19 protein-coding genes and 1 pseudogene are annotated in these 26,187 nt (G+C 62.9%); 3 read left to right on the top strand and 17 right to left on the bottom strand.

Features of this window, described 5'->3' with window-relative positions:
• The coding region (locus tag G6038_RS19935) for a non-ribosomal peptide synthetase (RefSeq protein ID WP_165039513.1) at positions 1 to 3,718 on the bottom strand (3,718 nt) is incomplete at its 3' end.
• 267 nt (positions 3,719 to 3,985) lie between these two features.
• Here G6038_RS19935 and G6038_RS19940 point away from each other — a divergent pair.
• Positions 3,986 to 5,767 carry a DUF4012 domain-containing protein gene (locus G6038_RS19940; RefSeq protein ID WP_165039540.1) on the top strand — a complete coding sequence of 594 codons (1,782 nt, stop codon included), beginning with the start codon at positions 3,986 to 3,988 and terminating at the stop codon, positions 5,765 to 5,767.
• A 485-nt stretch (positions 5,768 to 6,252) separates the two neighbouring features.
• Here G6038_RS19940 and G6038_RS19945 read toward each other — a convergent pair whose 3' ends face one another.
• The 10 genes and pseudogenes from G6038_RS19945 to G6038_RS19985 form a co-directional block, all read right to left on the bottom strand.
• Complete coding sequence (locus tag G6038_RS19945) at positions 6,253 to 6,975, bottom strand: GDSL-type esterase/lipase family protein (protein ID WP_346772866.1); 723 nt, start codon at positions 6,973 to 6,975, stop codon at positions 6,253 to 6,255.
• Between the two features lie 112 nt (positions 6,976 to 7,087).
• Positions 7,088 to 7,603 (bottom strand): glycosyltransferase, encoded by a 516-nt coding sequence (locus G6038_RS32125; protein WP_346772867.1) that lies wholly within the window; start codon positions 7,601 to 7,603, stop codon positions 7,088 to 7,090.
• A 57-nt stretch (positions 7,604 to 7,660) separates the two neighbouring features.
• A pseudogene (locus tag G6038_RS32130) lies at positions 7,661 to 8,197 on the bottom strand (glycosyltransferase); the annotation flags it as partial.
• Positions 8,198 to 8,243: 46 nt separating this feature from the next.
• Positions 8,244 to 8,828 carry a glycosyltransferase gene (locus G6038_RS19955; RefSeq protein ID WP_165039516.1) on the bottom strand — a complete coding sequence of 195 codons (585 nt, stop codon included), beginning with the start codon at positions 8,826 to 8,828 and terminating at the stop codon, positions 8,244 to 8,246.
• 536 nt (positions 8,829 to 9,364) lie between these two features.
• Positions 9,365 to 11,395 carry a glycosyltransferase gene (locus G6038_RS19960; protein WP_165039517.1) on the bottom strand — a complete coding sequence of 677 codons (2,031 nt, stop codon included), beginning with the start codon at positions 11,393 to 11,395 and terminating at the stop codon, positions 9,365 to 9,367.
• Between the two features lie 51 nt (positions 11,396 to 11,446).
• The gene (locus tag G6038_RS19965; RefSeq protein ID WP_165039518.1) at positions 11,447 to 12,862 is read right to left on the bottom strand and encodes a hypothetical protein; all 1,416 of its coding nucleotides are present in this window, start codon (positions 12,860 to 12,862) and stop codon (positions 11,447 to 11,449) included.
• Positions 12,859 to 13,962: a glycosyltransferase gene (locus G6038_RS19970; protein ID WP_165039519.1), complete on the bottom strand. Its 1,104-nt coding sequence runs from the start codon at positions 13,960 to 13,962 to the stop codon at positions 12,859 to 12,861. Before G6038_RS19970 ends, G6038_RS19965 begins: the two co-directional genes overlap by 4 nt.
• Positions 13,959 to 15,161 (bottom strand): oligosaccharide flippase family protein, encoded by a 1,203-nt coding sequence (locus tag G6038_RS19975; RefSeq protein ID WP_165039520.1) that lies wholly within the window; start codon positions 15,159 to 15,161, stop codon positions 13,959 to 13,961. The genes G6038_RS19970 and G6038_RS19975 overlap by 4 nt, the downstream gene beginning before the upstream one ends.
• 8 nt (positions 15,162 to 15,169) lie before the next feature.
• On the bottom strand, positions 15,170 to 16,537 hold the full coding sequence (locus G6038_RS19980; protein WP_165039521.1) for a UDP-glucose/GDP-mannose dehydrogenase family protein: 1,368 nt from the start codon (positions 16,535 to 16,537) through the stop codon (positions 15,170 to 15,172).
• Positions 16,538 to 16,705: 168 nt separating this feature from the next.
• Positions 16,706 to 18,163 (bottom strand): sugar transferase, encoded by a 1,458-nt coding sequence (locus G6038_RS19985; RefSeq protein WP_240918602.1) that lies wholly within the window; start codon positions 18,161 to 18,163, stop codon positions 16,706 to 16,708.
• A gap of 868 nt (positions 18,164 to 19,031) precedes the next feature.
• Here G6038_RS19985 and G6038_RS19990 point away from each other — a divergent pair.
• The gene (locus tag G6038_RS19990; RefSeq protein ID WP_165039522.1) at positions 19,032 to 19,976 is read left to right on the top strand and encodes a UTP--glucose-1-phosphate uridylyltransferase; all 945 of its coding nucleotides are present in this window, start codon (positions 19,032 to 19,034) and stop codon (positions 19,974 to 19,976) included.
• A gap of 31 nt (positions 19,977 to 20,007) precedes the next feature.
• Here G6038_RS19990 and G6038_RS19995 read toward each other — a convergent pair whose 3' ends face one another.
• From G6038_RS19995 to G6038_RS20010, 4 genes are all read right to left on the bottom strand, one after another.
• On the bottom strand, positions 20,008 to 21,327 hold the full coding sequence (locus G6038_RS19995) for a UDP-glucose/GDP-mannose dehydrogenase family protein (RefSeq protein WP_165039523.1): 1,320 nt from the start codon (positions 21,325 to 21,327) through the stop codon (positions 20,008 to 20,010).
• Between the two features lie 93 nt (positions 21,328 to 21,420).
• A complete protein-coding gene (gene manA / locus G6038_RS20000) occupies positions 21,421 to 22,668 on the bottom strand; it encodes a mannose-6-phosphate isomerase, class I (RefSeq protein ID WP_165039524.1) in 1,248 nt (415 codons plus the stop codon).
• Between the two features lie 42 nt (positions 22,669 to 22,710).
• Positions 22,711 to 23,790, bottom strand: coding sequence for an NDP-sugar synthase (locus G6038_RS20005; RefSeq protein WP_165039525.1), 1,080 nt, complete (start codon positions 23,788 to 23,790; stop codon positions 22,711 to 22,713).
• Positions 23,791 to 23,902: 112 nt separating this feature from the next.
• Positions 23,903 to 24,550, bottom strand: coding sequence for a hypothetical protein (locus G6038_RS20010; protein WP_165039526.1), 648 nt, complete (start codon positions 24,548 to 24,550; stop codon positions 23,903 to 23,905).
• 260 nt (positions 24,551 to 24,810) lie between these two features.
• Between G6038_RS20010 and G6038_RS20015 the strand changes: the two genes are divergently transcribed.
• Positions 24,811 to 24,987: a hypothetical protein gene (locus G6038_RS20015; protein ID WP_165039527.1), complete on the top strand. Its 177-nt coding sequence runs from the start codon at positions 24,811 to 24,813 to the stop codon at positions 24,985 to 24,987.
• Positions 24,988 to 25,461: 474 nt separating this feature from the next.
• Here the strand turns inward: G6038_RS20015 and G6038_RS20020 are convergent, their stop codons facing one another.
• Both G6038_RS20020 and G6038_RS20025 read right to left on the bottom strand, forming a co-directional pair.
• On the bottom strand, positions 25,462 to 25,761 hold the full coding sequence (locus G6038_RS20020) for a SelT/SelW/SelH family protein (RefSeq protein WP_165039528.1): 300 nt from the start codon (positions 25,759 to 25,761) through the stop codon (positions 25,462 to 25,464).
• Positions 25,762 to 25,985: 224 nt separating this feature from the next.
• A complete protein-coding gene (locus G6038_RS20025; protein WP_165039529.1) occupies positions 25,986 to 26,147 on the bottom strand; it encodes a hypothetical protein in 162 nt (53 codons plus the stop codon).
• Positions 26,148 to 26,187: the final 40 nt, after the last annotated feature.

Here is a 26,187-nt window from a genome sequence, read left to right on the forward strand (position 1 = left end):
CGTCCGATTTGTATAAGAGACAGGGCGGGGCCTCCCCCAGCCCGGCCAGCGTGGCGGTCCAGTGCGCGAGTTCGCGGGCGGCGAGGCTGTCCGGGTTGTCGGCGTCGCCGAGCAGGACGCGGTGCCAGCGGGCGTAGTCGGAGTACCGCAGCGGCAGCGGTTCCCACCGCGGGCCGTGCCCGTCGGCGCGGGCGGCGTAGGCGGCGGCGAGGTCCAGGGTCAGCGGCACGAACGACGCGCCGTCCATGGCGATGTGGTGGGCGACGACGGCGAGCACGTGGCGGTCCGGGCCCACGCGCAACAGCCGCACCCGGAATGGAATGTCGGTGGCGAGGTCGAACGGTGCGGCGGCCCACTCGGCGATCAGGGCGTCCACGTCGGCCGGGTCGACGGGTTCGACGTCGAGTGCGGGCAGCACCTCGGCCACGGGCCGGACCCGTTGCCGCGGTCCGGGTTCGGTGAACACCGTGCGCAGGATCTCGTGCCGGTCGAGGACGTCGCCGAGCGCGGCGCGCAGCGCGGCCGCGTCGAGGGTGCCGTCGAGGTGCAGCGCGAACGGCAGGTGGTAGGCGGCGGTGTCGCCGTGCGCGAGCAGCCACAGCCGTCGCTGGGCGGGGGCGAGCGGTGCGGGCGTGTCGTCGTCCGAGCGCGTGGGCGCGGGCATCGAGGCGGCCGGTCCGGCGTCGACGGCGGCGGCGAGCTCGGCGACGGTGGGATGGTCGAACACGTCGCGCAGGTGCACGTCGCGGCCGAGCGCGGCCCCGAGCCGCGCGGCGAGCTGGGCCGCGCCGAGCGAATGTCCGCCGAGGGCGAAGAAGTTCGCGTCGGCGCCGACCGTCTCGACGCCGACGATCTCGCACATCAGCCGCGCGGCGAGCGTCTCGGTCGGGCCGGACGGCGGCCGCGAGCCGGCGGCCGTGTCCACCGCGGGGGCGGGCAGGGCGCGACGGTCGATCTTGCCGCCCGGGGTGAGCGGCAGCGCGTCGAGGACGGTAATCGTCGCGGGCCGCAGGTAGGCGGGCAGGCGTTCGGCGAGGCGGGCGTGCACGTCGTCGGGCTCGATGTCGCCGACGACGTAGGCCGCGAGGGTGTCGCCGTGGACGACGACGGCCGCGCTCGCGACGTCGCCGAGACCGGTGAGCGCCGCCTCGACCTCGCCGGGTTCGATGCGGTAGCCGCGGATCTTCACCTGCCGGTCGGCACGCCCGACGAACTCCAGGGCGGCTCCGCCGCCGGTGTGTCCTTTGGGCTGCTCCGGCCGCCCAAGGGACACACCATTCCAAAACACTCTGTCCCCCGTGCGGTACACGCGGCCGAACGGCGACGCGACGAACCGGGCCGCGGTCAGCGCCGGGTCGCCGAGGTACCCGCGCGCGACGGCCGGCCCACCCAGATACAGCTCGCCGACCGCGCCGACGGGCACGGGATGCAGCCGCGCGTCGAGCACGACGGCCGTCACGCCGTGGACGAGTGCGCCGATGGGCACTCCTCCGCCCGGCCGCAGCGGATCGCTGAGCGTGGCAAGGACGGTGGTCTCGGTGGGCCCGTACGCGTTGAGCATCGTGCGCCCGCGCGACCACCGGTCGGCGACGTCGACCGCCAGCGTCTCGCCGCCCGCGTCGAGCATCCGCAGCGCCGGCAGGTCGGCCTCGGGCGTGACGGCCAGCACGGCGGGCGCGGTGATCGCGTGGGTGACGGCCTGCGCGCGCAGCAGCGCCGCCAGGTCCGGTCCGCCGACCACGTCGGGCGGGCAGATCACCAGGGTGGCGCCGGCATCGAAGGCCAGCAGCAGTTCCTGCAGCGACGCGTCGAAGCTCGGGGCGGCCAGGTGCAGTACGCGCGACGCGGCGTCGGTCGGGTACCGCTCCCGCAGCGTCGCGACGAGACCCGCGAGCCCGCGGTGACTGACGGCGACGGCCTTGGGGGTGCCCGTGGAGCCGGACGTGTGGATCACCCACGCGAGGTGGTCGGGATGCAGCGGACGCACCCGCTCCCCCACCTCGAACGGCACCGACGACGCCTCGCCGCCCGCCGGGTCCACGCGGGTCACGCCGTCGGGCAGGGCGACGTCGTCGCCGCACACCGCGACGGGCACGTCGCGCAGCAGTTCGGCGACCCGCAGCGCGGGGGTGCCCGGATCGATCGGGGTGTAGGCGGCGCCGGCCTTCGCGACGGCCCACAGCGCCACCACCGAACCGGCCGAGCGCGGCAGCAGCACCGCGACCCGGTCATCGGGTCCCGCGCCGCACGCAATCAGCCTGCGCGCGAGCGCAGTTGAACGCCCCTCCAGATCCCGGTAGGTCAGCGCGACGGCACCGTCGCGCACGGCGACGCGGTCCGAGCCGGCGTGCGCGGTGAGCACGTCGGGCAGCAGGGACACGTCCTCGACGTGCGGCCCACGGGCGGGGACGAGGCCGGCGAGTTCGTCGGGCGCCGCGAGCGGCAGGTCGCTCACCGCCTGGTCGGCCGACCGCGCCAACGCGCCGAGGAAGTCCAGGAACCGCCGGTGGTGCCGGGTGAGCGTCTCGCCGTCGTACAGGCGCGGGTTGACCTCGAAGTCCACCCGCATGCTGCGCCCGGCGATCCCGGCGTACACGTTCACCGACAGGTCGTCGACCGGGCCGGTGGAGAGCAGGTTGTACTCGCCGGAAATGTCGCCGTACGCGTACTCCGGGTTGAACATCATCAGGTTCACCACAGGCCCGAACGCGCTGCGGGTCTCCCGGTGATCGCCGACGGCGTGCAGGTCGCGCAGCATGTCCTCGTAGCGGTACCGCTGGTGCCGCAACGCCCCGGTCAGCTCCACCTGCACGCGACGCACCAGCTCGGCGACCGTCACGTCCGGTTCCACGCCCACCCGCAGCGGCACGATGTTCGAGATCGAGCCCGCCGAGCGGCGCAGCGGCGCGGTGGTGCGGGCCGAGACCGGTAGGCTCAGCGCGACGTCCGTGGTGCCGGTCATGCGGGCCAGGTAGGCGGCGAAGGCGGCGACGACGATCGGGACGTCGGTGGAGTTGGCGTCACGGGCCAGCTCGGCCACGTCCACGGTCACCTCGGCGCCGAGTGCCGCACCGACGTGCCGGCACGGCATCGACGGGGCGGCGGCGCCGGGGGCGAGCGTGACGGGCGGCGGAAGGTCCACCAGGCGCTGCGTCCAGTGCTCGCGGTCGGCGGCCTGCCGTGTGCTGCCGACGTAGGCGAGCTCGTGCTCGGCGATCTGCTCGAGGCTCATCGCTGCGAGCGGCGCCGGCTCCTCCCCGCGCGCCCACGCCGTGTACAACTCGGCGCTGCGGCCGAGCATCACCATGCCGCCGTGCCCGTCGAGGGCGAGGTGGTGGATGTAGGTGAAGAGGTAGAAGTGCTCGTCGGCGAGCTGGATCAGCGTGGTCGCGATGAGCCGGTCGCGCAGCGGGTCGAGCGGACGGGTGTAGGTCTCGTCCATCCACCGTCGCGCCTCGGCCTCGGGATCGTCGTGGCCACGCAGGTCCAGGTAGCCGGGGTAGTCGTCGATGCCGGGGATCACCCGCTGCCGCGGTTCGCCGTCGACCATCTCGAGGAACAGCGTGCCGGATTCGACCTCGCGGGCCGCCTGGTTGCAGGCCGCGCGGATCAGGTCCGCGTCGAGCGGGCCGTGCAGGTCCAGGTACTGGGCGATGGTGAACGGGACGTCCGGGGTGAGCTGCTGAGCGAACCACAGTCCACGCTGACTCGTGGACATGGCAAAAGACGGCACCGCACCCCCTCGTTATCCCTGGAGACCGAGGGACGTGCAGTGGGAACCCTCGGTCGACGACGTTGTGGACGCCTCCCTGCATCCATCACCGCCGAATACATCGACCCTAACGATCCTGAGCGTTACTCACCACTCGAACCGACCATTCGACCGGTTTCTCGGATATGGTCGCCGCGGAGGAATCGAAGGGGGTTTGACCGCGTGAACAATGTTACCGACGAGTCACTTTCGCCGGAACCACGGCGGCGCAAGGTGCGCCGACGCAAGACCGACGAGCAGATCGCCGCCGAGCGCCACAAGCGCCGGACCATCGCGATCGGTTGCACCGCAGGAGCGGTCGTCGTCGTCGGACTCGGCGCCTGGCTTGCTTACGAAGGGCTGCAGGCGAAGTCGAGCCTCGAACAGGCACGGGAGTACGCCACCAGCTCGAAAGACGCCCTGTTGGCGGGCGATACCGAGACGGCCCTGCGCACCGCCGGCGACGCCGACAAGTACGCGAAGCAGGCCCAGGACTCCACCCATTCGCTGCCGTGGAGCATCGCCGCGGCGATCCCCTGGCTCGGCAGCCCGTTCGCCTCGAGCCAGCAGATGAGCGACGTTGTGACAGGCCTCACATCGGATGTCCTGGTCCCTGCAGTGGATGCCGGCTCGGCCGTCTCCCCGGATCAGCTGATCCTCGACGGCGCCCGCATCAACCTCGCCGCGCTGCGCGACGCCGCACCCGTCCTCGAGACCACCGCAGCGGCGGCCGCCGAACTGGACGCGCGGGCGCAGGACATCGACGGCACCTACCTCGGCCTGATCGACGAGGCCCGTGTCCAATTGCAGGACCAGACAGCCGAATTGTCCGGTTTGCTCATCAACACGGCCACCGCGGCGCAGATCGCGCCGGCCATGCTCGGCGCCGACGGGCCGCGCAGTTACTTCATCGGCTTCCAGACCAATGCCGAGGCGCGGGGCACGGGCGGGCTGCTCGGCGGGTTCGGCATCGTGCGCGCCGCCGACGGCGCAGTACGGGTCGACGACCTGGCGAGCAACCGGGAACTGCGGATAAACTATCGGCCGCTGGATCTCGGGCCGGATTTCGCCCGCACCTACGGGCACAGCCGGCCGACGACGGACTTCCGCAACAGCAACGTCAGCTCGCACTTCCCGTACGCGGCGCAGATCTGGCAGTCGATCTGGCAGCAGGAGTCCGGCGAGCGGGTCGACGGTGCAGTCGCCACCGATCCGGTCGCGCTCAGCTACGTCCTCGAGGTTGTCGGGCCGGTCACCTTGCCGGGCGGGGAGAAGATCACCGCCGACAACGTCGTCGAACTCACCGAATCCACGGCGTATTCGCGCTTCGGCGACAACCAGGCGGCGCGCAAGCAGTACCTGCAGGATGTCGCGGCGGCCGTCGTTCAGAAGATGACCGGCAGCATCAGTAACCCCCAGGCGTTGTTGGAGGCCCTCGGCCGAGCTGCGAGCGAAGGGCGACTCGCCGTGTGGAGCGCCAACCCGGATGAGCAGGCCGTTCTTGCGGAAACACCGCTCGGCCACACCGTTCCGGAGGATTCCGCCCCGTATGCGGGCGTGGTCGTCAACAACCTGGGCGGCAACAAGCTGGACTACTACCTGCGACGCGAGATCGAGTACACCGCCGGCTCCTGCGACGGCGATACTCGGAACTCCACGGTCACGGTGCGACTGAGCAACGATTTGCCGGCCGGCGACTACACCAATTACGTGGCGGGCATGTTCGACAACCCGGTGGGTGCTCCGTTCGGTTCCAATCTCACCGACTTGTCGCTGGTGGCCACCCATGGCGCCCGGCTCGACAAGGTGACGGTGAACGGGACAGCGGCCATGAGCTTCACCGGCAAGGAGCTGGGTCACCCCGTCTACAGCGTCCAGCTCCCGGTGCCCCGCGGCGAGACGGCCGAAATCGTCTTCGAACTGACGGAACCTGTCGTCGAGGGCGAGGCACGCATCCCGGTCCAGCCACTCGTCGACGAGCCGGAACTCCGCGTCGACGTGCCTGCCTGCGGCTGAAGCCGACTGGACGTCCTACAGCCACCGGCCCGGCCCACTTCGCTTATAGCGGCGGTAGGACGCCCAGAATCCCCATGCTGCAATTCCGAATCCGACGAACGACAGGAGATCGGATTCGGTGAGACCGTGGCCCGGATCGAATACGTAGAGCACCCGGCCCTCAAGCGGTCCGCTCAGCGCGAGCCACAGAAACGACGCCACCGCGACAGCGGTGCTCGGAAGAACATGGGGCCGCGCCAAACACCACGCCGACGCGGCGAAGAGTGAGCACATGAAAACCAGCGCGTGTAAAACTCCGGGACCGACGATATCGCACCCCTCAACCTAGCGTGTCCGGATTACATGTTGAATGAAATCCATACTGCGGCAAAGAATATCCCTGACTTAACAACCCGCGTGCGAAGGCACAACGCGTCCCAGACAACCAAGACTATGCGCGGCATTCGGCAACAGCTCGACGGCGAGCCATGAGGATTACCGATTCATCACCGTCCGGCCACAGACAACAACTCACCCACGGGTGGCGAAAGCAGCCCAGCAATACGCATATGACCAACGGCGTTGGGATGCAGGTGATCATCGCAGTAGTCCGTCCAATGAACCAGCTGCCCGAAGACCGGGACTACCGCTGCATCGAACTCCGCCCCAACCGCCGCACTGACGTCCGCATACTCACGAAGAGCATCCATCGAGTACGGGAAGTAGCGAGTATCGACATCTGGCGGGCCCAAAACAACTATCCGAGAGCCGCGGCGGCTCAATTCCGCGAGCATTGCTCTGAAGGTCACCTCAAACTCGCTTCTCGACATCAGTTGCTCTGTGCCACCACGCATCAGCGCAACCTTCATCCGCCATCGCACCTCAGACTCGAGCCGCTGTGGAATGCGCTTCGCACGACTAGCTGAATAGTACGGACGCGGATCCATCCACCCCGTTCGCCGCCACCTCGCAGGCATGCTACGGAGCATCCTCTCACTTGGTCGCACAATCGCCTCGGTAACACCTTGACCAATGATCGCCACGTCCGGGCGAACTCCCGACTCAAGCAATAGCCGAAGCGATTCGTCAACCTTCCTCGCAGATGCCGAAAAGTCAGCAAGATCAACTCCGCACTTCGCTGCAACAATCCTGCTGTAGGAAGCGGATTCGCGGCCGGCCCCTAGTCCCGAAGCAATCGAATCACCGAAGATTCCAATCAATGGTTTCAATTTACTGTGCCCATTCCCACGATGCGGAATTTATCATATATGGTACCTACGCCAAGACTGTTGGTAATTGCGCACGTGTGACGCACTAAAACGCGGATCGAAACCAGTTCCCTTAGATATGCAGAGACTCAACCTCACTACGCATTTCACCCAGAAACCGATCTTCCGCAAATCGTTGGGAGTACTTAACAATCAAATCAGCGTCCCACGAGCGGGTCTCGAAATCTAGGACAGCTTGACTGATCGCGTCGGATTCCGGATTGTCGAAGAAGACGCCGTTCACTCCTTCGACAATCGTGTCCAGGTAGCCTCCCCACCGAAGCGCGACACACGCCTTACCCCAGAAGGCTGCCTCGACCGGGGTTAGACCGTAATCCTCGTAGCTGGCAGCAACGAGTCCCTGACAGTTCATATAGAGCCATCCGAGCTCAGAATCTGAAATATTCTGCAAGAAGCTAACGTTAGCTCCAGCGCGTCGCTTCAGCGAATTTAGCTCTGGCCCCGAACCAACCACCACCAGCCTCCGGCCGAGGGACGAAAAAGCATCCACGACTTTGTCTACGTTCTTGTAGGGCAACAACCGCGACACGCACAGGAAGAAATCTCCCGTATCGACCCCTTCAAGCATGCGAGGGCACTCCACCCCATCGAGTGCATCCATCCGATGCGGAGCAGGAACTACTCTTGCTTCGATGCCGTAGGTCTCGCGGACCCGAGACCGGACCACTGACGAGTTGGACAGATATCTATCGGACTCAGCCGCCATGCGCAGATCCCATTCCTTCAAGAATGGCTTCAAACCTTTCAGGAGGACCCGCCTCAGAACTCCACTTGAATTCCCAAGGTACGCGTCTGCCTGATACAACCAACGTGCTGGCGAGTGACAGTAAACGAGCTTCTTCCCACTGGCGCGGTACCCGTGCGCCCACCCACTGGTGCTCACTACGACGACGTCCGCGTCGATTCGAACTGACCGAACTGCAAACGCCAGGAGGGGCAGGGCCAGTCGGTGCTGCGAGCGAAATAGCGAAACCTTATTGAGAAATGACGTCCGAACGTCTAAATCTTTGAATTCCGGAAAGGTATCCTCCGGAGAATAAAGTGTTGTGTAGATCGGAGCATCCGGGAAGGCGCGAGCAAGTGACAATACAACTTTCTCGGCCCCTCCCCGCTGGGTAAGATAGTCATGCGCAATCGCAATCCTGCCAATTCGCCCCTGCATTCCCAACCTTTCTTAGAGCCAATTGCACGAAGGTTACACCAAACCTTCAGCCATTAGTCAAATCGAGGAAACTCCGATCGAGTAACCTCACTAATTTCTCGTCCACAAAATCCAAACTTCGTTTCCGACCGGCGTTGCGCAGACGTTCAGTCAGACAAGGGTCCGAAAACGTTTCCTCCATCCTAGAAGCCAAATCGTAAGGATCTCCGGGCTCATATAGAATCCCGTTTACTCCGTTAGCAATGATCTCTTTAGGACCGCCAGCATTGGACGCAAAAGTCACCAAGCCAGCGGCCATCGACTGCACAACGACCTGTCCAAACGGTTCCGGAAGAATCGAGCAGTGAACGAGACCGTCGTAATTCCACATAAGGGACACGGGATCCTGGACATGGCCAAGGAACCGAACATTCGCAGTCGACGAAGCCAAGTCCCGCACTCGCCGCTCGTAGGCTTCTTCCCCGAAAAGCGCTGCACCCGCCAGATCCAAGCAATATGTCACCCTCTTGGAATTTCGATTGAGCTCTTGGATCGCTCGAATCGCAACGTCGGGAGCCTTCCATTCGGCAATTCGTCCGAGGTAGAGTAAACGAACGGTCGTTCCCAAAGCCAACTCACCGGGACTTTCCACGCGCGCCGCAGATCCCTCTCGATACCGTCCTACTCCGCAAGGACTTGCAACGACTGAAATTCGTGCGCGAGGCAACGACATCGAAATCGTGTCTGCAGTCCATCGTGAATTCGCAATGAATCCAGCCATACGACGGATCGTAAAGTTTCTCGTTAGCCAGGCCGCGACTTGGGATGTACTACTTGCCGTGAGACCATCACGAACCCAATATATGACCCGCTGCTTCCTTCTCATGAACAGCGCGGACAGCAGGGACATCCTCATTGTGTTCACAACGAGGACGGCGTCAGGACACGATCGGATTTCGGCGCGAAGAGAGGCCATCGCCCTAACAGACCAGCGGCTCCGCCCCTCGATCACCGTCAGCTGCACATCCGTGCCCTCAAGAGCGCTCCAGGCACCTCCGGACTCCAAACTGACTAGGACCTTGTTGCGCAGACTCGAACTCGTCAGGTACGTCACCAACGACAGTTCGGCTCCGCCGGGACGAGATGTATGGCTGAGAAAGACCCACTTCGTCGTTTCCGTCATTGCTTCTACTTCCACCTGGTGTCACGCAATTTCAAACCCCTCCACAGTCCGGAGCACGCACCCAACATTGTCGCCCGAAGCTTCAGGAGCGCACCCCCGTCACTGGATGATCGATCGAGCAGCGCAACAACCAGACCGGGATGATTCCGCGTCCCAATAAGGACCGACCGAACGATAGCCACAACACGGACCCAGGAGGCGCCATACAAGGTCAACGCAGTCGTCTGATTATCGACGTCCTGGCGGATCCGTTTGTCTGATACCGCGTCCCGCATGTCGCCACCAGGCCTGATCGACGGGTAGTGATCCACCCGAATCGACGGATCGTAATACACCTCAAACCCGAGACGTCTGACCGCCAATCCAAGAAAAAGCTCATTTCGATACTGCGCGCCCTTACCGCACACAACACTCCCGAGCGGTACCTTCCGACCGATAGCTGTGGCAACCGCCATGTTCACACCTTTGAGATGATCGACTGACCGAAGGCTCCCTCGACCAACGGCATGGTTCCCCGAGATCCGGCCAGTTCGTTCAATTCTCCCCACATTGGACTCAGCACCCTCCTCGGAAGTGGCATACAACAGGTCTCGACCACCTACGGCGCCTGAATCCGGACGTGCGCGAAATACCTCCGATAGGCGTAGGATCCAATCCGAATGTGGAACAGCGTCATCATCCGTGAACGCCGTAATCTCGCAGGACGAGGCTTCAAACGCACATTCAATCGCTGCCGCCAGACCCTCCCGACTGACAATGCAGACACGGATTGGAAGCACACTTTCAAAGCGTCGCGCCGTCTCTATCGTTGCATTATCGTGTCCTTGTGCCACGATTAGAACTTCGGCGGCCGGCGCGATTTGCTGCGTTAGTGCGTCAAGGCAGCGAGCAAGTTCGTCAGGACGCCCAACTGACGGAATGGCAACTGCAACGGTTCTTAGAGCTGGCCTTTCACCTGCGATTCCAGATGACTGACAGTCAAATCCAAAAATTGCCCGATGCCGAGCAGCCACATTCGTCCACGAGAAGCTCTCCGCATACGCGCGACACTCCTCCCTGGAGGGGACCGCGCCGTCGATAGCGGACTGAATTCGATCGCCAAGCACTTTCGGATCTTCCGGCGTCACCAGCAAGTCAGCTCGAAGCGATTCAAGCGCGTCTATCAGACCGCCCTCCCGCGAGGCGATTACTGGCGTACCACATGCAAGTGACTCAAGAACGACGAGCCCAAAACCCTCCAGCGCCCTCGTAGGGACAAGTGACACGTCGCTGGATTGGTACAACTCAACCAATACGTCATCAGGGACACGGCCGAGCAACTCAACTCGATTCCCAACACCAAGTTCCGATATCAGCTCCTTTAGGGCCGGCCGCTCCCGCCCTTCGCCAACAATGCAGAGAGTTACGTGGTCAGGTAGCTGGGCAATCGCACGAATCGCAATATCAAGCCCCATCCTCGGATCAAGGCGGCGAGCGGCAAAGACACGAAAGGGCCCTTCATCGCGCGGCCGGGGCAATGGAACCGTACCGGAGAGCACAAACCGATCGAGATCGACGCCCGGACTCACAACAGAAATCCGCGAAAGCGGAACACCATAAGAGTTGACCAGAACGTCTCGAAAGCACGTCGACAGGACTATGAAGTGGCTTGTTTTCGCATACGCAATCTTCTCCACGAAGAATTTCGCACGATTTGCCAGGCCCAATTTCCTTACCGCGATCGCAGACTCGGCAGCCCAAGGACCGTGAAAATGAGTAACCAACTCGAACGTTGATCCGCTAAGAATTCTCCCAAAAATGTATGCTGCACCGTACAACGCAAAATGCGAATCTACAATCACATTCCGGTCGCGCAGCCCAATGATGAAATAGTACCAAAGCCTCGAATATAGTGATCGCACCGGCAGGAGAGTCGCCTCAGCCTCGCTGTCCGTCCACTGCACCACCTTCACCTCTACCGCTTGCTTCTGCAATGCCGCAACGTAGTGATGGAAGTAACGATTGAGTCCGCCCGGCCGCAGGTCGACCCGCTCCATCCCGATAGCAGTTATTCTCATTATGGTTGCCTGGCTCCGATTCTAGAACAGCTATTTCAGATTGTTATGCGCGGACCCAGAATTCGCTTGTGCACGGCCTAAAAGCCGACATTGATGCGACACACAGCCCAGTAGGATCCACACAAGCGGAAGTATTCCATAGAACCCAATATTCATCCATTGCCCGAAAGCAGCAGCCGCGATCGACAGGGCTAGAATTAATTCATACTTGTCTCCGACATACTGTGAAGCATATCGAACACATTTTATATACGAGAACAGCATTGTAAGCCCGCCGACTAGACCCAAAACGCCGGCCATGAATACCAGGTTGCTAAAATCGAATTCCGTATTGCGTGCATTTCCAGTCAGAACACTCACCAGACCGCTTCCCCAACCAATTATTGAACCCAGACCTGACGTGACTCCTGCACCAATCATCTCGATATGCAACGGAACAGTGCTATCCTCGAGTGCATGCTGTCCGGACAACAAGCCAACGATACGTTCAAGTCCAGCAGAATTCGTCTTCCCGACGAGCATGGTCGAAACAATGATAGTGGCGCCGACGCCTGTGATCGAAATTCCAAGAAATCCGAATAGGCCTAGGGATAGCCTCATTCCAATGAATAGTGTTGCAGAGAGCACCGCTAGAATCAGGGACATCCTCATCCCGCTGACGAGAACTGCAGCCAAACACAACCCAGCACAACACCAGAACAAGACCGAGGAGGGTCGCAGGCGTCTCGCACCAAGCCCAAAGAAGAGGGCAAATCCCAAGACGGCGAGGATGCTACTCTCCGCGGTGCTCGATGCTATGCCCACTGGCCTCAAGATACCGGGACCAATCCATAGTGCGGCATATCCATCAGTGACAGCCCATTCGTAGTCCCAGGCGGTTGGACCACGAAACTCATGCCACAGTACGTACGCGCTATTGAGCAGCGAAAAGGCGCCGAGCACCCCGCAGATGTGGCGCAAACGAAGTATTCCGGACTCGGCCAGTAGGTACGGCATCATTCCGCCTAGGGCCAGTGCACTCGCGGCAAGGTTCGTGCCGATTCCAGCCCCGAAGGGATTCACGCCAGCGATCATTACTGCGGCGGTGACGGTAATCCAGGCCGGATTCATTGCGGATGCTCGCCATGCCGGCAATTTGACGCCCGCGGAAATGACCGCTGTGATGAACCCTGCGGCTGGGATAATAACTAACGCACCGGTGCCGGAGGAATCAGGAAAATAGTAGTCGAATATGCGGCGCAATGAACCCCCACTTAAGGCGATCCCGAGTGAAATCACAATCGCAGCCGCTGGGTGCACGATAGCGACAACTGTGACCGCGATAGCTATCGCCGCAATTAACGAAACCCAGTTCCCTTGCGAAATTACGCCTAGAAATCCGGCTATGCCAACGATCGCAGCCGCGATTACAACGGGGGAGCTCAATCGAGCAGACAAGATCGTCACGCTATACCCTCCCTTCGCCCCAACATGGCGAGAAGGTCCTTGTACCGAGTCCTTGCACGGATCTCACCGAATTCGCTCTGCACGTATTCTTGAGCAAGGTCCTGTGCATCTACCGAGACTGGCGAGTCCCACATTATAAGCTCGATTGCTTCAGCGAATGCGCGTACGCTTCGTTCAGCAACGGCGCCACAACCAGTCTTTCTCACCGAACTCGCAAGTCCGTTCACGTTTGTCGTGATCACTGGAATCCCGAAGTATAGCGCCTCGTGGCCCGCGACTGAGAAAGTCTCGTACTTGCTCGCGATACAGAAAACTTTTGCCGAATTTAGAAAAGTGCCCACATCCGACCGCCACGCGTCATAGGAAACGTCGATGTTGGGAAGTCTGGCAAATGATTTAATATCGGAGTAGTCTCCACGCCCAGCGATCGCTAGGTGAATTCTTCGATTTCTCCTACCAGCAGCCTCGTTACATGCATGGGCGATGATGCGCAGCCCTTTGTGACCCCATTCTCCGCCTAGAAAGGCCACGGTGTCTTGCGGTCTGCATCGACGCTCGGCGTCCGGAGCAGGCTTCACGATATTTGGTATAAGGATAACGGAACTGGCGGGATAACAGCGCGTCAGTTCGGAGACCATTGAATCACTAACAGCAATTATAAATCCGGAGTAATTTCTCCGGAGAGTGAAATTCTCGGCAGCAAGTGCGATTATTCGGGATACAGACTGCGAGATGAACCGCGGTACGCTATTTGAAAAGGAGCAGAACCATCGAGTTTCGCGCAGATGCTGGGAATGCCACAAGTGCATCCATACCGCGTCCGGCCTTCGCCTAGAAATCGCGCCGCAAGTGATCATCGGCGCGTCGGAGTCGACCATCCGAGCAGAAACCCACCAGAAGTAGAGAAATCGAATAACGAAGGGTGCCTTTGGACGCCAGACCCTTTTCCAGTCGACGCTCTGCCGGAGATCGGGGTCGAGCCCAAAGCTCACGACCTCGACATCGACGCCTAGTTCGATGGCGTTCTTCACGAAGTCATGCATTATTGCTTCTTGTCCACCGCGAGGAACGATGTCGTGAGCGACAACACTGATCTTCATCTTCTACTCCAGATACTATGGGCGAAAATGCGTACTATCCCGAATGCGATCATCGTCACTGCCATTGAGATGCCCCCCAACTGGCCCGTCACATGAAGCGCGAACACGACTGCCAACAGCGTGAGAAGTCCGAGTCCCGAGGCGATCGCCATGAATCCGACTCTTTGCTGCGCAGCGTCCCGGTACACGATCAATGCCCACTGGTCGCCCAACGCCTGATAGACCATGAGCAGTGCCGCAATTGCGCCGATATCCTGAAATGTTGGTCCGAATAGGACTTCTCCAAATATTTCGATGCACGTAATTATCGCAATGCTTGCCGCGATTGAGGTTGCTAGCCCTATTGCCCGATAACTCCTATGCGATCTTATTGCATCGTCTGCCGTCACACCGACGTACCGGGGGAACGCGACATGTCCAATTGCTTGCGTAACTCCACCGGCGGCGCTAGCGCATGTCAGAGCAACCGCGTACGAACCCAAGGTTGCGGGCCCCACCAGTGCTGCCAGTATCATCTGGTCAATTCGACCACCTACGCTGTCGAAAAACGTCGCGCCCCACAATTTGAGGCTGTCTCGCCATCCGACGCCGACTCGTTTTGCGGCCGCAAAATCCGGGACCGCTGCAAGCAGTCCGAGTATCGCCCATACTGACGTGCCAAGTAGTGTCGCAAGATATGCACTACGGAGGGTTAGGCTGTCAGTCGCTGCAAGAACGAGAATGATTACTGATGGGAGGATGAGCGGTGCCGAGCGCACGGCATTCCACTGGAGGATCTTGCCAGCCGAGTGAAGGCGTTCCGCACCGTATTGAGAAGCCCCGCTGACGAGGAGTGTTGCACCCGCGATCTGCATACCGAGTCTTACGCGATCATCGCCACCCGAAAGGGAAGGCGATGCAGCAAGATTCGCAAGAAATGCTGCAACCCCCAGAAAGAAGAGCCAGCCGACAACCTTGGTACTGGCGTCCCCACCTGCCGTTCGCTCTACGGCTGCCGTGCGCGGGATCCCGAGAAATGCAGTCCACGACAGAATCTGGACGGTGGCGAAGGACGCCGCGAGCACTCCCCGCCCATCCGCTCCGAGGGTGTGTGCGAGGACGGGCGCCGAAAGCAGACTTAGACCCATCCCAAGATAGGTGACGCCGGTCGTTGCCCAGATTGCACGATCTCGAGCAACGTTTCCGATGTTGGTAAGCATTAACCGCATCACTGGGTGCGTACGTCCACGTCTGTCCTGCGCCCAAGGGTGGGGACGCCAACTCCGTGATATTCCCATCCGGATGACTCCCACTGTGTCGGATCCAAACAGTTTCGGCCGTCAATTATGACGCGATTTCGTACGTGGGGCTCGATTTCTTCTGGGACCATATTCGAAAATTCAGGCCATTCGGTAAGTACAAGTACCACATCCGCGCCTCGGCATGCGTCGATGGAATTCGATGCATAGTTGAGGGTTGGGAACTGCGTGCGAGAATTTTTGATCGCTTTTGGGTCGTAGACTGTAACGGATGCGCCCTGCAGTTGGATCTGTCCAGCGATGTTAAGTGCCGGTGAATCGCGGACGTCGTCGGATTCTGGCTTGAATGCGGCACCTAGGACCGCGACCCGCGCACCGAGCAACGAGCCCCCCATGACGTCTCTAGTTACTTCGACCATTCTCAGCCGGCGACGCATGTTTATGTTGTCGACCTCCCGGAGAAAGGTGAGGGCTTGATCTGCTCCCAATTCCCCGGCACGCGCCATAAATGCTCTTATGTCCTTTGGAAGGCATCCACCTCCGAAACCAATGCCGGCGTTCATGAAGCGGCGTCCGATCCGCGCATCGTGCCCTATCGCATCGGCGAGGACCGTCACGTCCGCGTTGACCGCATCGCAAACCTCCGCCATGGCGTTGATGAATGAGATCTTTGTGGCAAGGAAAGAATTTGCGGCAGTTTTTACCAGCTCGGATGTAGCCAGATCCGTGACGATGAACGGGACGTCCTTCTCAAGTATCGCTGAGTAAACTTGCCGGGCGACTTCCTCCGCTCGGCCCGGTCTCTCTCGGTCGATCCCAAGGACAAGTCGGTCAGGGTGCAAAGTGTCCTGAACCGCGAATCCCTCGCGCAGGAATTCCGGATTCCACGCGACTTCTACCGCCTCGCCAGCGGGTGAAAGTTCGCGTGCGCGGTCGCCGAGGCGTTGGGCCGTTCCGACAGGAACAGTGGACTTCCCGAAAATCACAGCCGGGCGATTCAACATCGGCGCGAGTGTTTCTACTACTGCATTGACGTAAGTGAGGTCTGCTGCGAATTCCCCGGTCTTTTGAGGTGTGCCGACTCCGATAAAGTGTACGTCAGCAAATCTAGCTGCTTCTTCATACGAATCTGAAAATTGCAGACGTCCCGCGCTGATATTGCGCCTTAGGACTTCCTCGAGCCCTGGTTCGAAGAAGGGAACCTCACCAGCCTCGAGCTTAGCCAATTTCGCCTTGTCGATATCGACTCCAATAACCTCGTGCCCTAGCTCTGCCATGCATGCAGCATGTGTGGCGCCGAGGTATCCGGTGCCAAATACTGCTATATTCTTACTCACTTTGGCGCTCCCTCATGCGGTCTTTGGGCCTCGGACACTGTATGCAACTGGCATGGATTCAATTTCTAGGATCTATAACCACTGGCGAAACCAAATTTCGCGTGCTGCGGTGGTTGAACTGAGCGCGCCCGTGTCACTTATCGCGCCATCTTGGCTTGCGCGGAGTATTCAGTAGGCTCCGTCGCTGGCAACGACAGCCTTGACAGTCTTGGCGATTATGAGCAAGTCACTCACCATCGACCAGTTCTCAACGTAAGAGAGGTCCAACCGCACCGACTCATCCCATGACAGGTCGGAACGGCCGCTGACCTGCCATAGCCCCGTCACTCCGGGTCGTACCAGCAGCCGTCGGCGAATCATTCCATCGTAGTTTTCCACCTCGCGGCGGAGAGGGGGCCGTGGTCCAACGACGCTCATCTCCCTGCGTACAACGTTGATGAATTGCGGGAGTTCGTCGATGCTGTATCGACGAATGAACCTTCCGACCCGAGTTACACGTGGGTCGTCTCGCATCTTGAAGAGGGGACCCGCCCCCTCATTCTGTCCCATGAGTGCAGTGACCTGCGTGTCGGCGTCGATGGACATCGATCGGAATTTGATCATGCCGAAGGGCTTGCCATCAAGCCCGATGCGCTCGGATCCATAGAACACCGGCCCCCTGCTGTCGAGCTTGATTGCGATTGCCACAGCGGCGAACACGGGTGCCAAGACCAGTAGGGCAATGAGGGAGAAGATCAGGTCGAATGCGCGCTTGCCGCTTCGTTTTGCTCCGTGGTAGCTGGGCTTCTCGACGTGGATGAGTGGTAGTCCGGCGACGGGTCGCATCTCCATGCGAGGCCCGGCCACATCGACGACACCCGTCGCCACTACCAGGTCAGCCTCGTACGGTTCGAGCTCCCACACAAGGTTCCGGATCCCCTCATGACCGAGGGTCTCCGTTGCAGTGACAACCACCGTGTCCGCTCCCGACTCGGTGAGCGCCGCTACTACAGAATGCTCGTCGCCGTAGATCGCGATCCGAGTCCCGTCCACCTCGATGTGCTCGCCGCGCGCGCCGGCGTATCGAGGAACGCACACTCCGACTACCCGGTAACCGTCAGTGGCCTCACGCTGGAAGGTCTTCGTCATGTGCCGCACGGCCCGCTCACCACCGACAACGAGGACCGAGGTTTGGAATTCGCCCCGGCTTCGCTTTCGGGCGACGACGCGGCGCCAGGTCCACCGGCTGAACAGCAGGGCCATCAGTCCAACCGGCAACGCGATGGCGAGATAGCCGCGAGCCAGGTCAAGCTTGAATACGAGAGAAATGATCGCGATTGCGCCGAAGAGTCGTAGCGTGCCAGCGATGACTCGCTGATACTCCTCGTATCCGCTGCCGATCACCCGTCTGGATCGCGAACGGAAGAGTACGAGGGTGCCAATCCATGCAGCGGTGAAACAGAGGGACACCACCGCGTAGTTCACTTCGCTGAACGATTTCGTCGTCAGGAGGTCAGATTGGCCGAAGCGCACGACGTGAGCCAGGACAACTGCCAGCACCACGATGATGTTGTCGGTCCAGAACAGGCGCCTGACGTATGCACTTTGCCAAGACCACCGAGTAGTACCGGACCGGTCGCCGACCAAGTATGGGACCCTCGGAGTCGGTGCGTCCGGCGTCTGCTCGACTTCAGCCCGTATCCGGTCGGCTTGCCCCACCGCTGATTCCACCCTGCTTCCCTCCCCGAGCGCCAAACGAGCGAAATGCCCGCGTCGGTGCGATTTCCCAGGGACGAACGCGCGGACGGCATCGACATGCGCGAGTACCTCCCCGCACTGCACACGTCTCAACCTGCGCTGCCCTCGGTAGAGATCATCTTGGAGTATTGAGCCGCGTCTTGCATCTCGGTCGGGCTACTGCGCACCGGCGCGTTTGCGGCCTCTGACCAGCGTGGACCTCTTACTTCTCAGTAACTTCTCAGCAAGTTGCAGGTCAGGCGGTATGTACCGCCCCTAACGGTCCGTACCATTCGGATTTCAACAGGTCAACGTTACCGTGTGAAATGTCACACACCACTTGCGCTTCCGCGCAAAGCTGAGCTGTCAACTGGACATATGACCAGTTCATCCTGACGGGCGGGTGCAGGTCGTTGGTGTTTGTTCGAAGTAGTTTTGCCGCGCACGGTTGCGATCGTCGATGCCCAGATCTCCGGAGATATTCACCGAACTCAGACGACGTCGGTGTAGGCGCTCGAAGCCCGATCTGGCCTGAGTGCTCGGCCGTGAAAAGCACTCAGTTGGATATCGGCCCGCATTCCCCGCTCGGCGACTACTTGCCGTATCGCGGTTCTTGGACAAGACGTCTAGGATCCGATTGTCGCGCAGTCTCACGGCACCATTCCTCCCCCTGCGGGGCCTTCGGCGCGAGCCTGAGTCACTCGACATTCCCATTGGCTCGGATTTCTCCACGAAGGGGAATCCGGTTTGCCCCAATACGTAAGGACGAGGTGTCGTCATGGGCGAATTCATCGCAGAGAACCCTAGCGTCTTCAAGACGGCGGTGGTGCCGGCCGCAGGTATGGGCACGCGGTTCCTACCTGCCACCAAGACGGTGCCCAAGGAACTCCTGCCCGTCGTGGACACTCCCGGCATCGAATTGGTCGCGTCGGAGGCCGCCGAGTCGGGCGCGAGCCGCCTCGTAATCGTGACGGCACCCGGCAAGGCCGGGGTGGTCGGTCACTTCGTGGAGGACCTGGTCCTCGAGAGCCATCTTGAGTCCAAAGGAAAGCACCACCTGCTCGAGAAGGTGCGCAAGGCACCGAGCCTGCTCGACGTCGAATCCGTCGTGCAGGCCGAGCCCCTCGGGCTCGGGCACGCCGTCGGGTGCGCCGAGCAGGCTCTCGACGACGACGAGGACGCCATTGCGGTCCTCCTTCCCGATGACCTCGTCCAGCCCTGCGGCGTCCTCGAGGTGATGGCCCGTGTCCGTGCCAAGCGCGGCGGCACCGTCCTCTGCGCCATCGACGTGCCCAAGTCCCAGGTCAGCTCGTACGGCATCTTCGAAGTCCAGGAGGTTCCCGGTGTCGCGAAACCCGACGTGATGAAGGTGCTCGGCATGGTCGAGAAGCCGAAGCTCGAGGACGCGCCGTCCACCCTCGCCGCTGCTGGCCGTTACCTGCTCGACCGCGCGATCTTCGATGCGCTGCGCCGCGTCAAGCCCGGCGTGGGCGGGGAACTGCAGCTCACCGACGCCATTTCGCTGCTCATCGACGAGGGCCACCCCGTACACGTCGTCGTCCACCGCGGCTCGCGGCACGACCTCGGCAATCCCGGCGGTTACCTGCGAGCGTGCGTCGACTCGGCCCTGGCGAGCCCGGAGTACGGCCCGATGCTGCGATCCTGGCTGACAGACCGGCTCAAGCAGATCGATCCGGACGCTGCGACCGGCGCCCTGCAGTAGGACCCGGGCGCCGGCGGACCTGGTTACTCCGTCATCGGCCCATGCCGTGGTAGCGCCAGCCGTGGGAACGCCAGCGCTGGGCGTCGAGGCAGTTGCGCCCGTCCAGCACGGTGCGTGCTCGAACGACTGTGCCGATCTCGTCCGGATCCATCTCCTTGAAGTCCTGCCATTCGGTGAGCACCAGCACCGCGTCGGCACCCTTGCACGCTTCGGGGATATCGGCCGCATAGGCGAGGGTGGGGAACAGCCGTCGAGAGTTCTCCATTGCCTTCGGATCGAAGACCGTCACGGCTGCGCCCTGCAGTTGGAGTTGTCCGGCCACATTGAGTGCCGGGGAGTCCCGGACGTCGTCGGAGTCGGGCTTGAAGGCCGCGCCCAAGACTGCAATCCGGGCGCCCAGGAGCGATCCGCCGCACGCTTCCCTCGTCATTTCGACCATGGTGCTGCGGCGCCCCATGTTGATGCCGTCCACCTCCCGGAGCAGGTGCAGAACGTTGTTGGCGCCGAGCTCGCCAGCCCTCGCCATGAACGCTCGAATGTCCTTCGGTAGGCAGCCACCTCCGAATCCGAGCCCCGCATTGAGGAATCGCCGTCCGATCCGGGCGTCGTAGCCGAGCGCATCGGCCAGCTCAACCACATCCGCGCCACTCGCGTCGCACACCTCTGCGACGGCGTTGATGAAGGAGATCTTCGTTGCCAGGAATGCGTTCGCGGCGGCCTTCACGAGTTCGGCGGTGGCGATGTTCGTGACCAGAAAGGGCACGCCCTCCGCGATCTGGCATGCGTAGAAGTCACGCAGTGTCGCATCGGCTCGCCCACCGCGACTGGGGTCGACCCCGATGACCAGCCGATCCGGCGTGAGCGTGTCCTGTACGGCGTACCCCTCGCGAAGGAACTCGGGGTTCCACGCCACCTCGACGTCGTCCCCGGCCGGCGCTGCGCTCCTGGCACGCTCCGCCAGTTGCTCGGCCGTTCCGACCGGCACCGTCGACTTCCCGACAATCAGCGTCTGACGGGTCAGGAGCGGGGCGAGCGCATCGACGACCGCATGCAGCTGGGACAGATCCGCGGCAAACTCGCCGCTCTTCTGGGGGGTGCCGACGCCGATGAAGTGCAGGTCCGCAAAGTCGGCGGCTTCGGCGTAGGACGTCGTGAAACGCAGCCGTCCGCTTTCGAGATTGCGCCGCAGTACCTCGTCGAGTCCGGGCTCGAAGAAGGGCACCTCCCCCGCCGCCAGCTTCGCGATCTTCCCGGGGTCGATGTCGACGCCCAGGACGTCATGCCCCAGTTCTGCCATACATGCGGCGTGAGTGGCGCCCAGGTATCCCGTGCCGAAGACTGTGCAGCGCATGCTCCCAGAGGTACTCAGCGGGCGTGTTCAGCACACCGATGCACGCTGAGTACTGAACCAACAATGCGTGAAGAGTTGGCGCTTTCGGCCCACTCAGGTCGACTTTGACGGAACTGGCGGTGTTGCCGCGAACACCGTCGCGTAAGGACTCGTGGCCCGTACGACGAGTTCGGGGTCCGAGCCCGGAACCCAAGCCGCTTCTCCCCGCTCGAGGTTCAGTATCTGATCGCTACACCGCAGCTGAGCTGATCCCTCCACGCAGAACAGGATCCGCGGCACTGGGCCACCGAATGCAGCAGAGGTCGGTCTCGAAGTACCCGAGAGCTCCAATTCGGCGCGCACCAACTCGAACTCGCGCACCGGCGGTGCGTACAGGCATTCGTCTCTGTCGATGAGTGCACGTACCCATGGCACGTCCACCGATCCGAAGTCGAGCACGCGCAGCAGTTCCGGCACGTCCACGTGCTTCGACGTGAGCCCGCCGCGGAGCACGTTGTCCGAGTTCGCCATGATCTCCACGGCCGTGCCTCGCAGATATGCGTGGAGGTTGCCCGCCGGAAGGAACAACGCGTCGCCCGGTTCCATGCTCACCCGGTTGAGCAGGAGGGATGCGGTGACGCCCGGGTCCTCGGCGTAGACCCGGCCGAGGTCGAGGGCGGTACGTGCGGCGACGGTGAACTCGTCCTCCGAACCGGCCCGCGCCGCCAGGTAGCGCTCGCACCCGGCCAGAACGGCGTCCGTCAGCGCGACGAGGGACTTCGTGGGCAGGGTCATCCACGCGGTGAACAGGGCGCGCAGGCCCGTCGCGCCGAGGTGGTCCCCCAATTCCGACGCGTAGGGAGTCAGTTCGGGGACGCTCAGGTCACGGAGGAACTCGACCGTCTCGGTTGGTGCCCGAAAGCCGGCCAGCGCCTCGAAATGGCTCAGCGCCACGACCATCTCGGGCTTGTGGTTGTCGTCCCGATAGTTGCGGTGCGGTGCGTCCAACGGGATTCCGGCGTCGTTCTCCCGCGCGAACCCCTCCCGGGCCTGCGCCCGGCTCGGGTGCGCCTGCAGCGAGAGCGGCTGGTCGGCCGCGAGGACCTTCAACAGGAACGGCAGCCGACCGTCGAATTCTCGAGCACAGTCCGATCCGAGCTGGCTTTCGGGATCGCGCGAGATGAGATCGAGCAGCGACACCGTAGTGCCGCCTTCGTCCACCACGGCCGGGGCCGCCGGATGGGCACCGAGCCACAATTCGGCCTCGGGTTCCTCGGTGGGAGCGGGCCGGCCGGTCAGCTCGGCCAGCGCGGTGTGCGAACCCCACGAATAATTTCGAACGGCCCCGCGAAGCGGATACATCGAACTCCTCCCCGGAACCGGATCAGCTTGTCCTGCATGTCTCTACACGTCGGTGGAGAACCGGACCCCGCCGTCCGGCAGGACGACTCCCGGCCACACCCGCGCGCCGCGCAGCAGTTCACAACGGGCTCCGACCTCGGCGCCGTCGCCGATCACGGCGTCACGAACCAGAGCACGCGGCCCGATCCGGGCACCGAACCCCACGATCGAGCGCTCCACCACCGCCCCCGCGTCGATGCGCGCTCCGTCGAACACGGCGACACCGTCCAGACGGGCACCCCCGCCGACCATCACATCGCGGCCGATCACGGTCCCACCGATCAGCATCGCGCCTGGGGCGACGCGAGCCGTCGGGTGCACGCGGGCCTCCCCGCGCTCACCGTCGAGCGCCGGGGACGGCGCAATTCCCCGGACCAGGTCGGCCGAGCCCTTGACGAAGTCGTCCGGCGTCCCCATGTCCCGCCAGTACGCGGCGTCGACGTGGCCGAACACGCGGGCGCCGTCGACGAGCAGCGACGGGAACACCTCTCGCTCCACCGAGACGGGACGTCCGGCCGGGATCTTCTCGATCCACTCGCGGCGGAACACGTAGCAGCCCGCATTGATCTGATCGGTCGGCGGATCCTGCGTCTTCTCCAGGAACGCGGTGACCCGTCCGTCCGCATCGGTGGGCACGCATCCGAAGGCGCGCGGATCGGCGACGCGCACCAGGTGCAGCGTCACGTCGGCGTGGTTGACCTCGTGCGTGTGCAGGATCTCGCGCAGGTCGCTGCCGCCGAGAACGTCGCCGTTGAACACCATGACGTTGTCGGAGCGCAGGTGGGGCAGCACGTTGCGGATGCCGCCGCCGGTGCCGAGCGGCTCGGTCTCGGTGACGTACTCGATCTCCAGCCCCGTGCTCTCGCCGCTACCGAAGTACTCCTCGAACACCTCGGCCTTGAACGACGTACCGAGCACCACGTGGGTGATGCCGGCGCTCTTGATCCGCGCGAGCAGATGCGTCAGGAAGGGCAGTCCCGCCGTGGGCAGCATCGGCTTGGGCGCCGACAGCGTCAGGGGCCGCAGACGCGTTCCCTTGCCTCCCACCAAGACCACCGCATCGGTCGCGGTTCCTCCGCCCATGTCCCTCCCCTATCGAACGCGCGCCCGGCACGACCGTGCGCGCATGCAACTGCCACCCCCGGGAAGCACGCGGCGGCATCCCGTGGGGGATGCCGCCTGCGCGCGCCGAAGGTCAGCTCTGCGAGAGGTCCGGCAGCTGATCGCCGAAGAGATCGATCACGAGACCGATCAGCTCTTCGGGGGTGTCGATGACGTCGTCGGTCTCGGGCGCGGCGTCCGCCTGCGGAACGGTACCCTCCGACTTGGTCGGGGCGGACTGCGCGGCCGGGGCCGCGGGCGCGGGAGCGGCGCCGTCGCCGGCGACGTTCACGACGATCGGGTTCTGGAACGGCGCGCCGGACTTCAGGCCGACGTTGTCCCACTGAGTGCCGGCGGCATCCTGGCAACCCCAGTACACGTAGTAGGTGCCGGCCGCGATGGGCTGCGGACCCTGCGAGACGGGCTGGCCGTCCTGGACGAAGGTGATGGCGGAGGTGCTGGTGTTCTCGACGGAGAACTTCGAGCCCGGCGCCTGCGCATCGGCGCGGCCCGACGGATCGGCGGCGTCGAGCCCGCTCTGCTTGGTCGACACGTAGGTCACGCAGGTGACACCGCCGGCCACATCCACACCGGCGAAGTCGAAATCGACGGTGATCGAGCCGGGCGTGCCCGACGCCCCCACGGAGGGGTTACCTGCCGCGAACGCGGTCCCCGGCACGCACAGCGCCAAGGCTCCCACCCCGACAACGGCCACAGCGGTCTTCTTCAGAACGGATTGCATCAAAGCTCCCTCGAGTACGGCGTTTTCCGCGGAAGTCGCGGCATGCACTTCGACCCCCCGGTCGGAATGTTCCGAAACACCGTAACCCGAGGCGGCCTCACATGCGAGTTGGTCGGTCTGTTTCGAGCGGCGCCACGCGCGCCTGCACGTCACGCCCCCAATCTGCGCTACCGGTGTCAGTTCATCGGACTATTCCATCCCGTATCCGCCGCGGAGGACGAAACGATGAACCCGGCCGACTTCGCTTAGGGTCTTGACGCATGGAGGTCGTCTTGTGCCTGTTGGCCCTGTGGGGAGCACTGTCGGTGTTGGTCGCGATCGTGGCCGGCGACGCCGTCCGGCTCCGGGAGGAACGGTCCCGTCCGACGCGCGCCGCGGAAGCGCCGGCCGAGCCGACCAAGCCCGAAACGATCGTCCGGACCCCGGTCGGAGTCTGAGCACGGCAGCAGCAGCTGCGCACACCAGAGTTGCGCACGCAGCTGCCGCTGCTCCCGGTCCTACCTGGCCCGAGCGAGGGGCACCGAATCGGCCGCGCCAATCACCCCGCCCGGCGAGGGAAGCGGAACCAGCGCGCACTGGCTGGACCCGGACGTGAGGGCACACAGCGCGGCGGGAAGAACGTAGGGAAGCAGATCGGTACTTCCGGTGTCCGCACTCGCGGTGGCTGGCACGGCGACGGTGATCGCGGCACAGCCCAGGATGCCGGCGAGAAGACGCTTCACGAAGACCTCGATTCGAAGATGAAAGACCTGACCGTCGGTTGAATCGGGCAAATCTCCGAAACGTTACATCGGCGAAGAACGACGCCGAACCGAGCGAGCATGGCATCGGCAACACCTTCGGCCTCAGATCCGTCCCACTCGAAACCACAAGAGCGGTAACGGGAGTCGAGGATCTGGGGCACCCGTCCGTTACGCTCCACTCCCCCGGTCCGCGTGCCCGAGATCCCGCTCGGGATCCACAACGTCCCGCACCCGCTGCTTGAGCGTGACGATGTCGGGAAAGCCGCCGTCGGTCTTGCGGTCCCACACCACCCGATCACCGGCCGTGACGACGAAGATGCCGCCGGTGCCGGGGACGAGCGCGACCTCGCCCAGATCCGTGCCGAAGGTGTTGAGCAACTCCTGCGCCATCCAGCCGGCGCGCAGCAGCCAATTGCACTGTGTGCAGTACGTGATGGTGATGCGGGGTGCGGTGCGCGGCTCGGTCACCGCCCGAGCGTAGCTGTCGATACGCCGCCCGAAAGGGGTGAGGCCCCGCCGATCGTGGTGGCGAAACGGCGGGGCCTCAGCGCGGGCCGGCGATGGGGGGTTACCGGCCCGCGAGCGTCGCCTTCGCAGGGGGGACAGGAAGGCGACACAGGAACACTAGTCCTCAAGATCGTTACTCGCGAGTACAAACACTAAAGCGCTGGTCAAGGGCATGTAAAGCGATGTCAGGGCTGGTTCGTGTGACGTTCGCTCTCGCGCTCGGCGCGCTGAATCTCGACGAGGGATTCCTCCATGTCGGCCACGCGCAGCACCTTGCCCAGAACCAGACCGATCGCCACCGAGACGATCAGCCAGGCGCCCAGAACCGCCGCAACCCACCACCACATACCCACAGTGTGAACGAAATTTGTCGTGGATGGGTAACGC

The organism is Rhodococcus sp. 14C212 (assembly GCF_011058195.1).
GTDB lineage: Bacteria > Actinomycetota > Actinomycetes > Mycobacteriales > Mycobacteriaceae > Rhodococcus > Rhodococcus aetherivorans.

Bases quoted from the DNA above. Each gene is read 5' to 3' on its own strand.
- G6038_RS32125 (WP_346772867.1), bottom strand. From the start codon at position 7,603: ATGCTTGAAGGGGTCGATACGGGAGATTTCTTCCTGTGCGTGTCGCGG.
- G6038_RS19960 (WP_165039517.1), bottom strand. From the start codon at position 11,395: ATGGAGCGGGTCGACCTGCGGCCGGGCGGACTCAATCGTTACTTCCAT.
- G6038_RS19970 (WP_165039519.1), bottom strand. From the start codon at position 13,962: ATGAAGATCAGTGTTGTCGCTCACGACATCGTTCCTCGCGGTGGACAA.
- G6038_RS19975 (WP_165039520.1), bottom strand. From the start codon at position 15,161: ATGCTTACCAACATCGGAAACGTTGCTCGAGATCGTGCAATCTGGGCA.
- G6038_RS19990 (WP_165039522.1), top strand. From the start codon at position 19,032: ATGGGCGAATTCATCGCAGAGAACCCTAGCGTCTTCAAGACGGCGGTG.
- G6038_RS19995 (WP_165039523.1), bottom strand. From the start codon at position 21,327: ATGCGCTGCACAGTCTTCGGCACGGGATACCTGGGCGCCACTCACGCC.
- manA (WP_165039524.1), bottom strand. From the start codon at position 22,668: ATGTATCCGCTTCGCGGGGCCGTTCGAAATTATTCGTGGGGTTCGCAC.
- G6038_RS20005 (WP_165039525.1), bottom strand. From the start codon at position 23,790: ATGGGCGGAGGAACCGCGACCGATGCGGTGGTCTTGGTGGGAGGCAAG.
- G6038_RS20010 (WP_165039526.1), bottom strand. From the start codon at position 24,550: ATGCAATCCGTTCTGAAGAAGACCGCTGTGGCCGTTGTCGGGGTGGGA.
- G6038_RS20015 (WP_165039527.1), top strand. From the start codon at position 24,811: ATGGAGGTCGTCTTGTGCCTGTTGGCCCTGTGGGGAGCACTGTCGGTG.
- G6038_RS20025 (WP_165039529.1), bottom strand. From the start codon at position 26,147: ATGTGGTGGTGGGTTGCGGCGGTTCTGGGCGCCTGGCTGATCGTCTCG.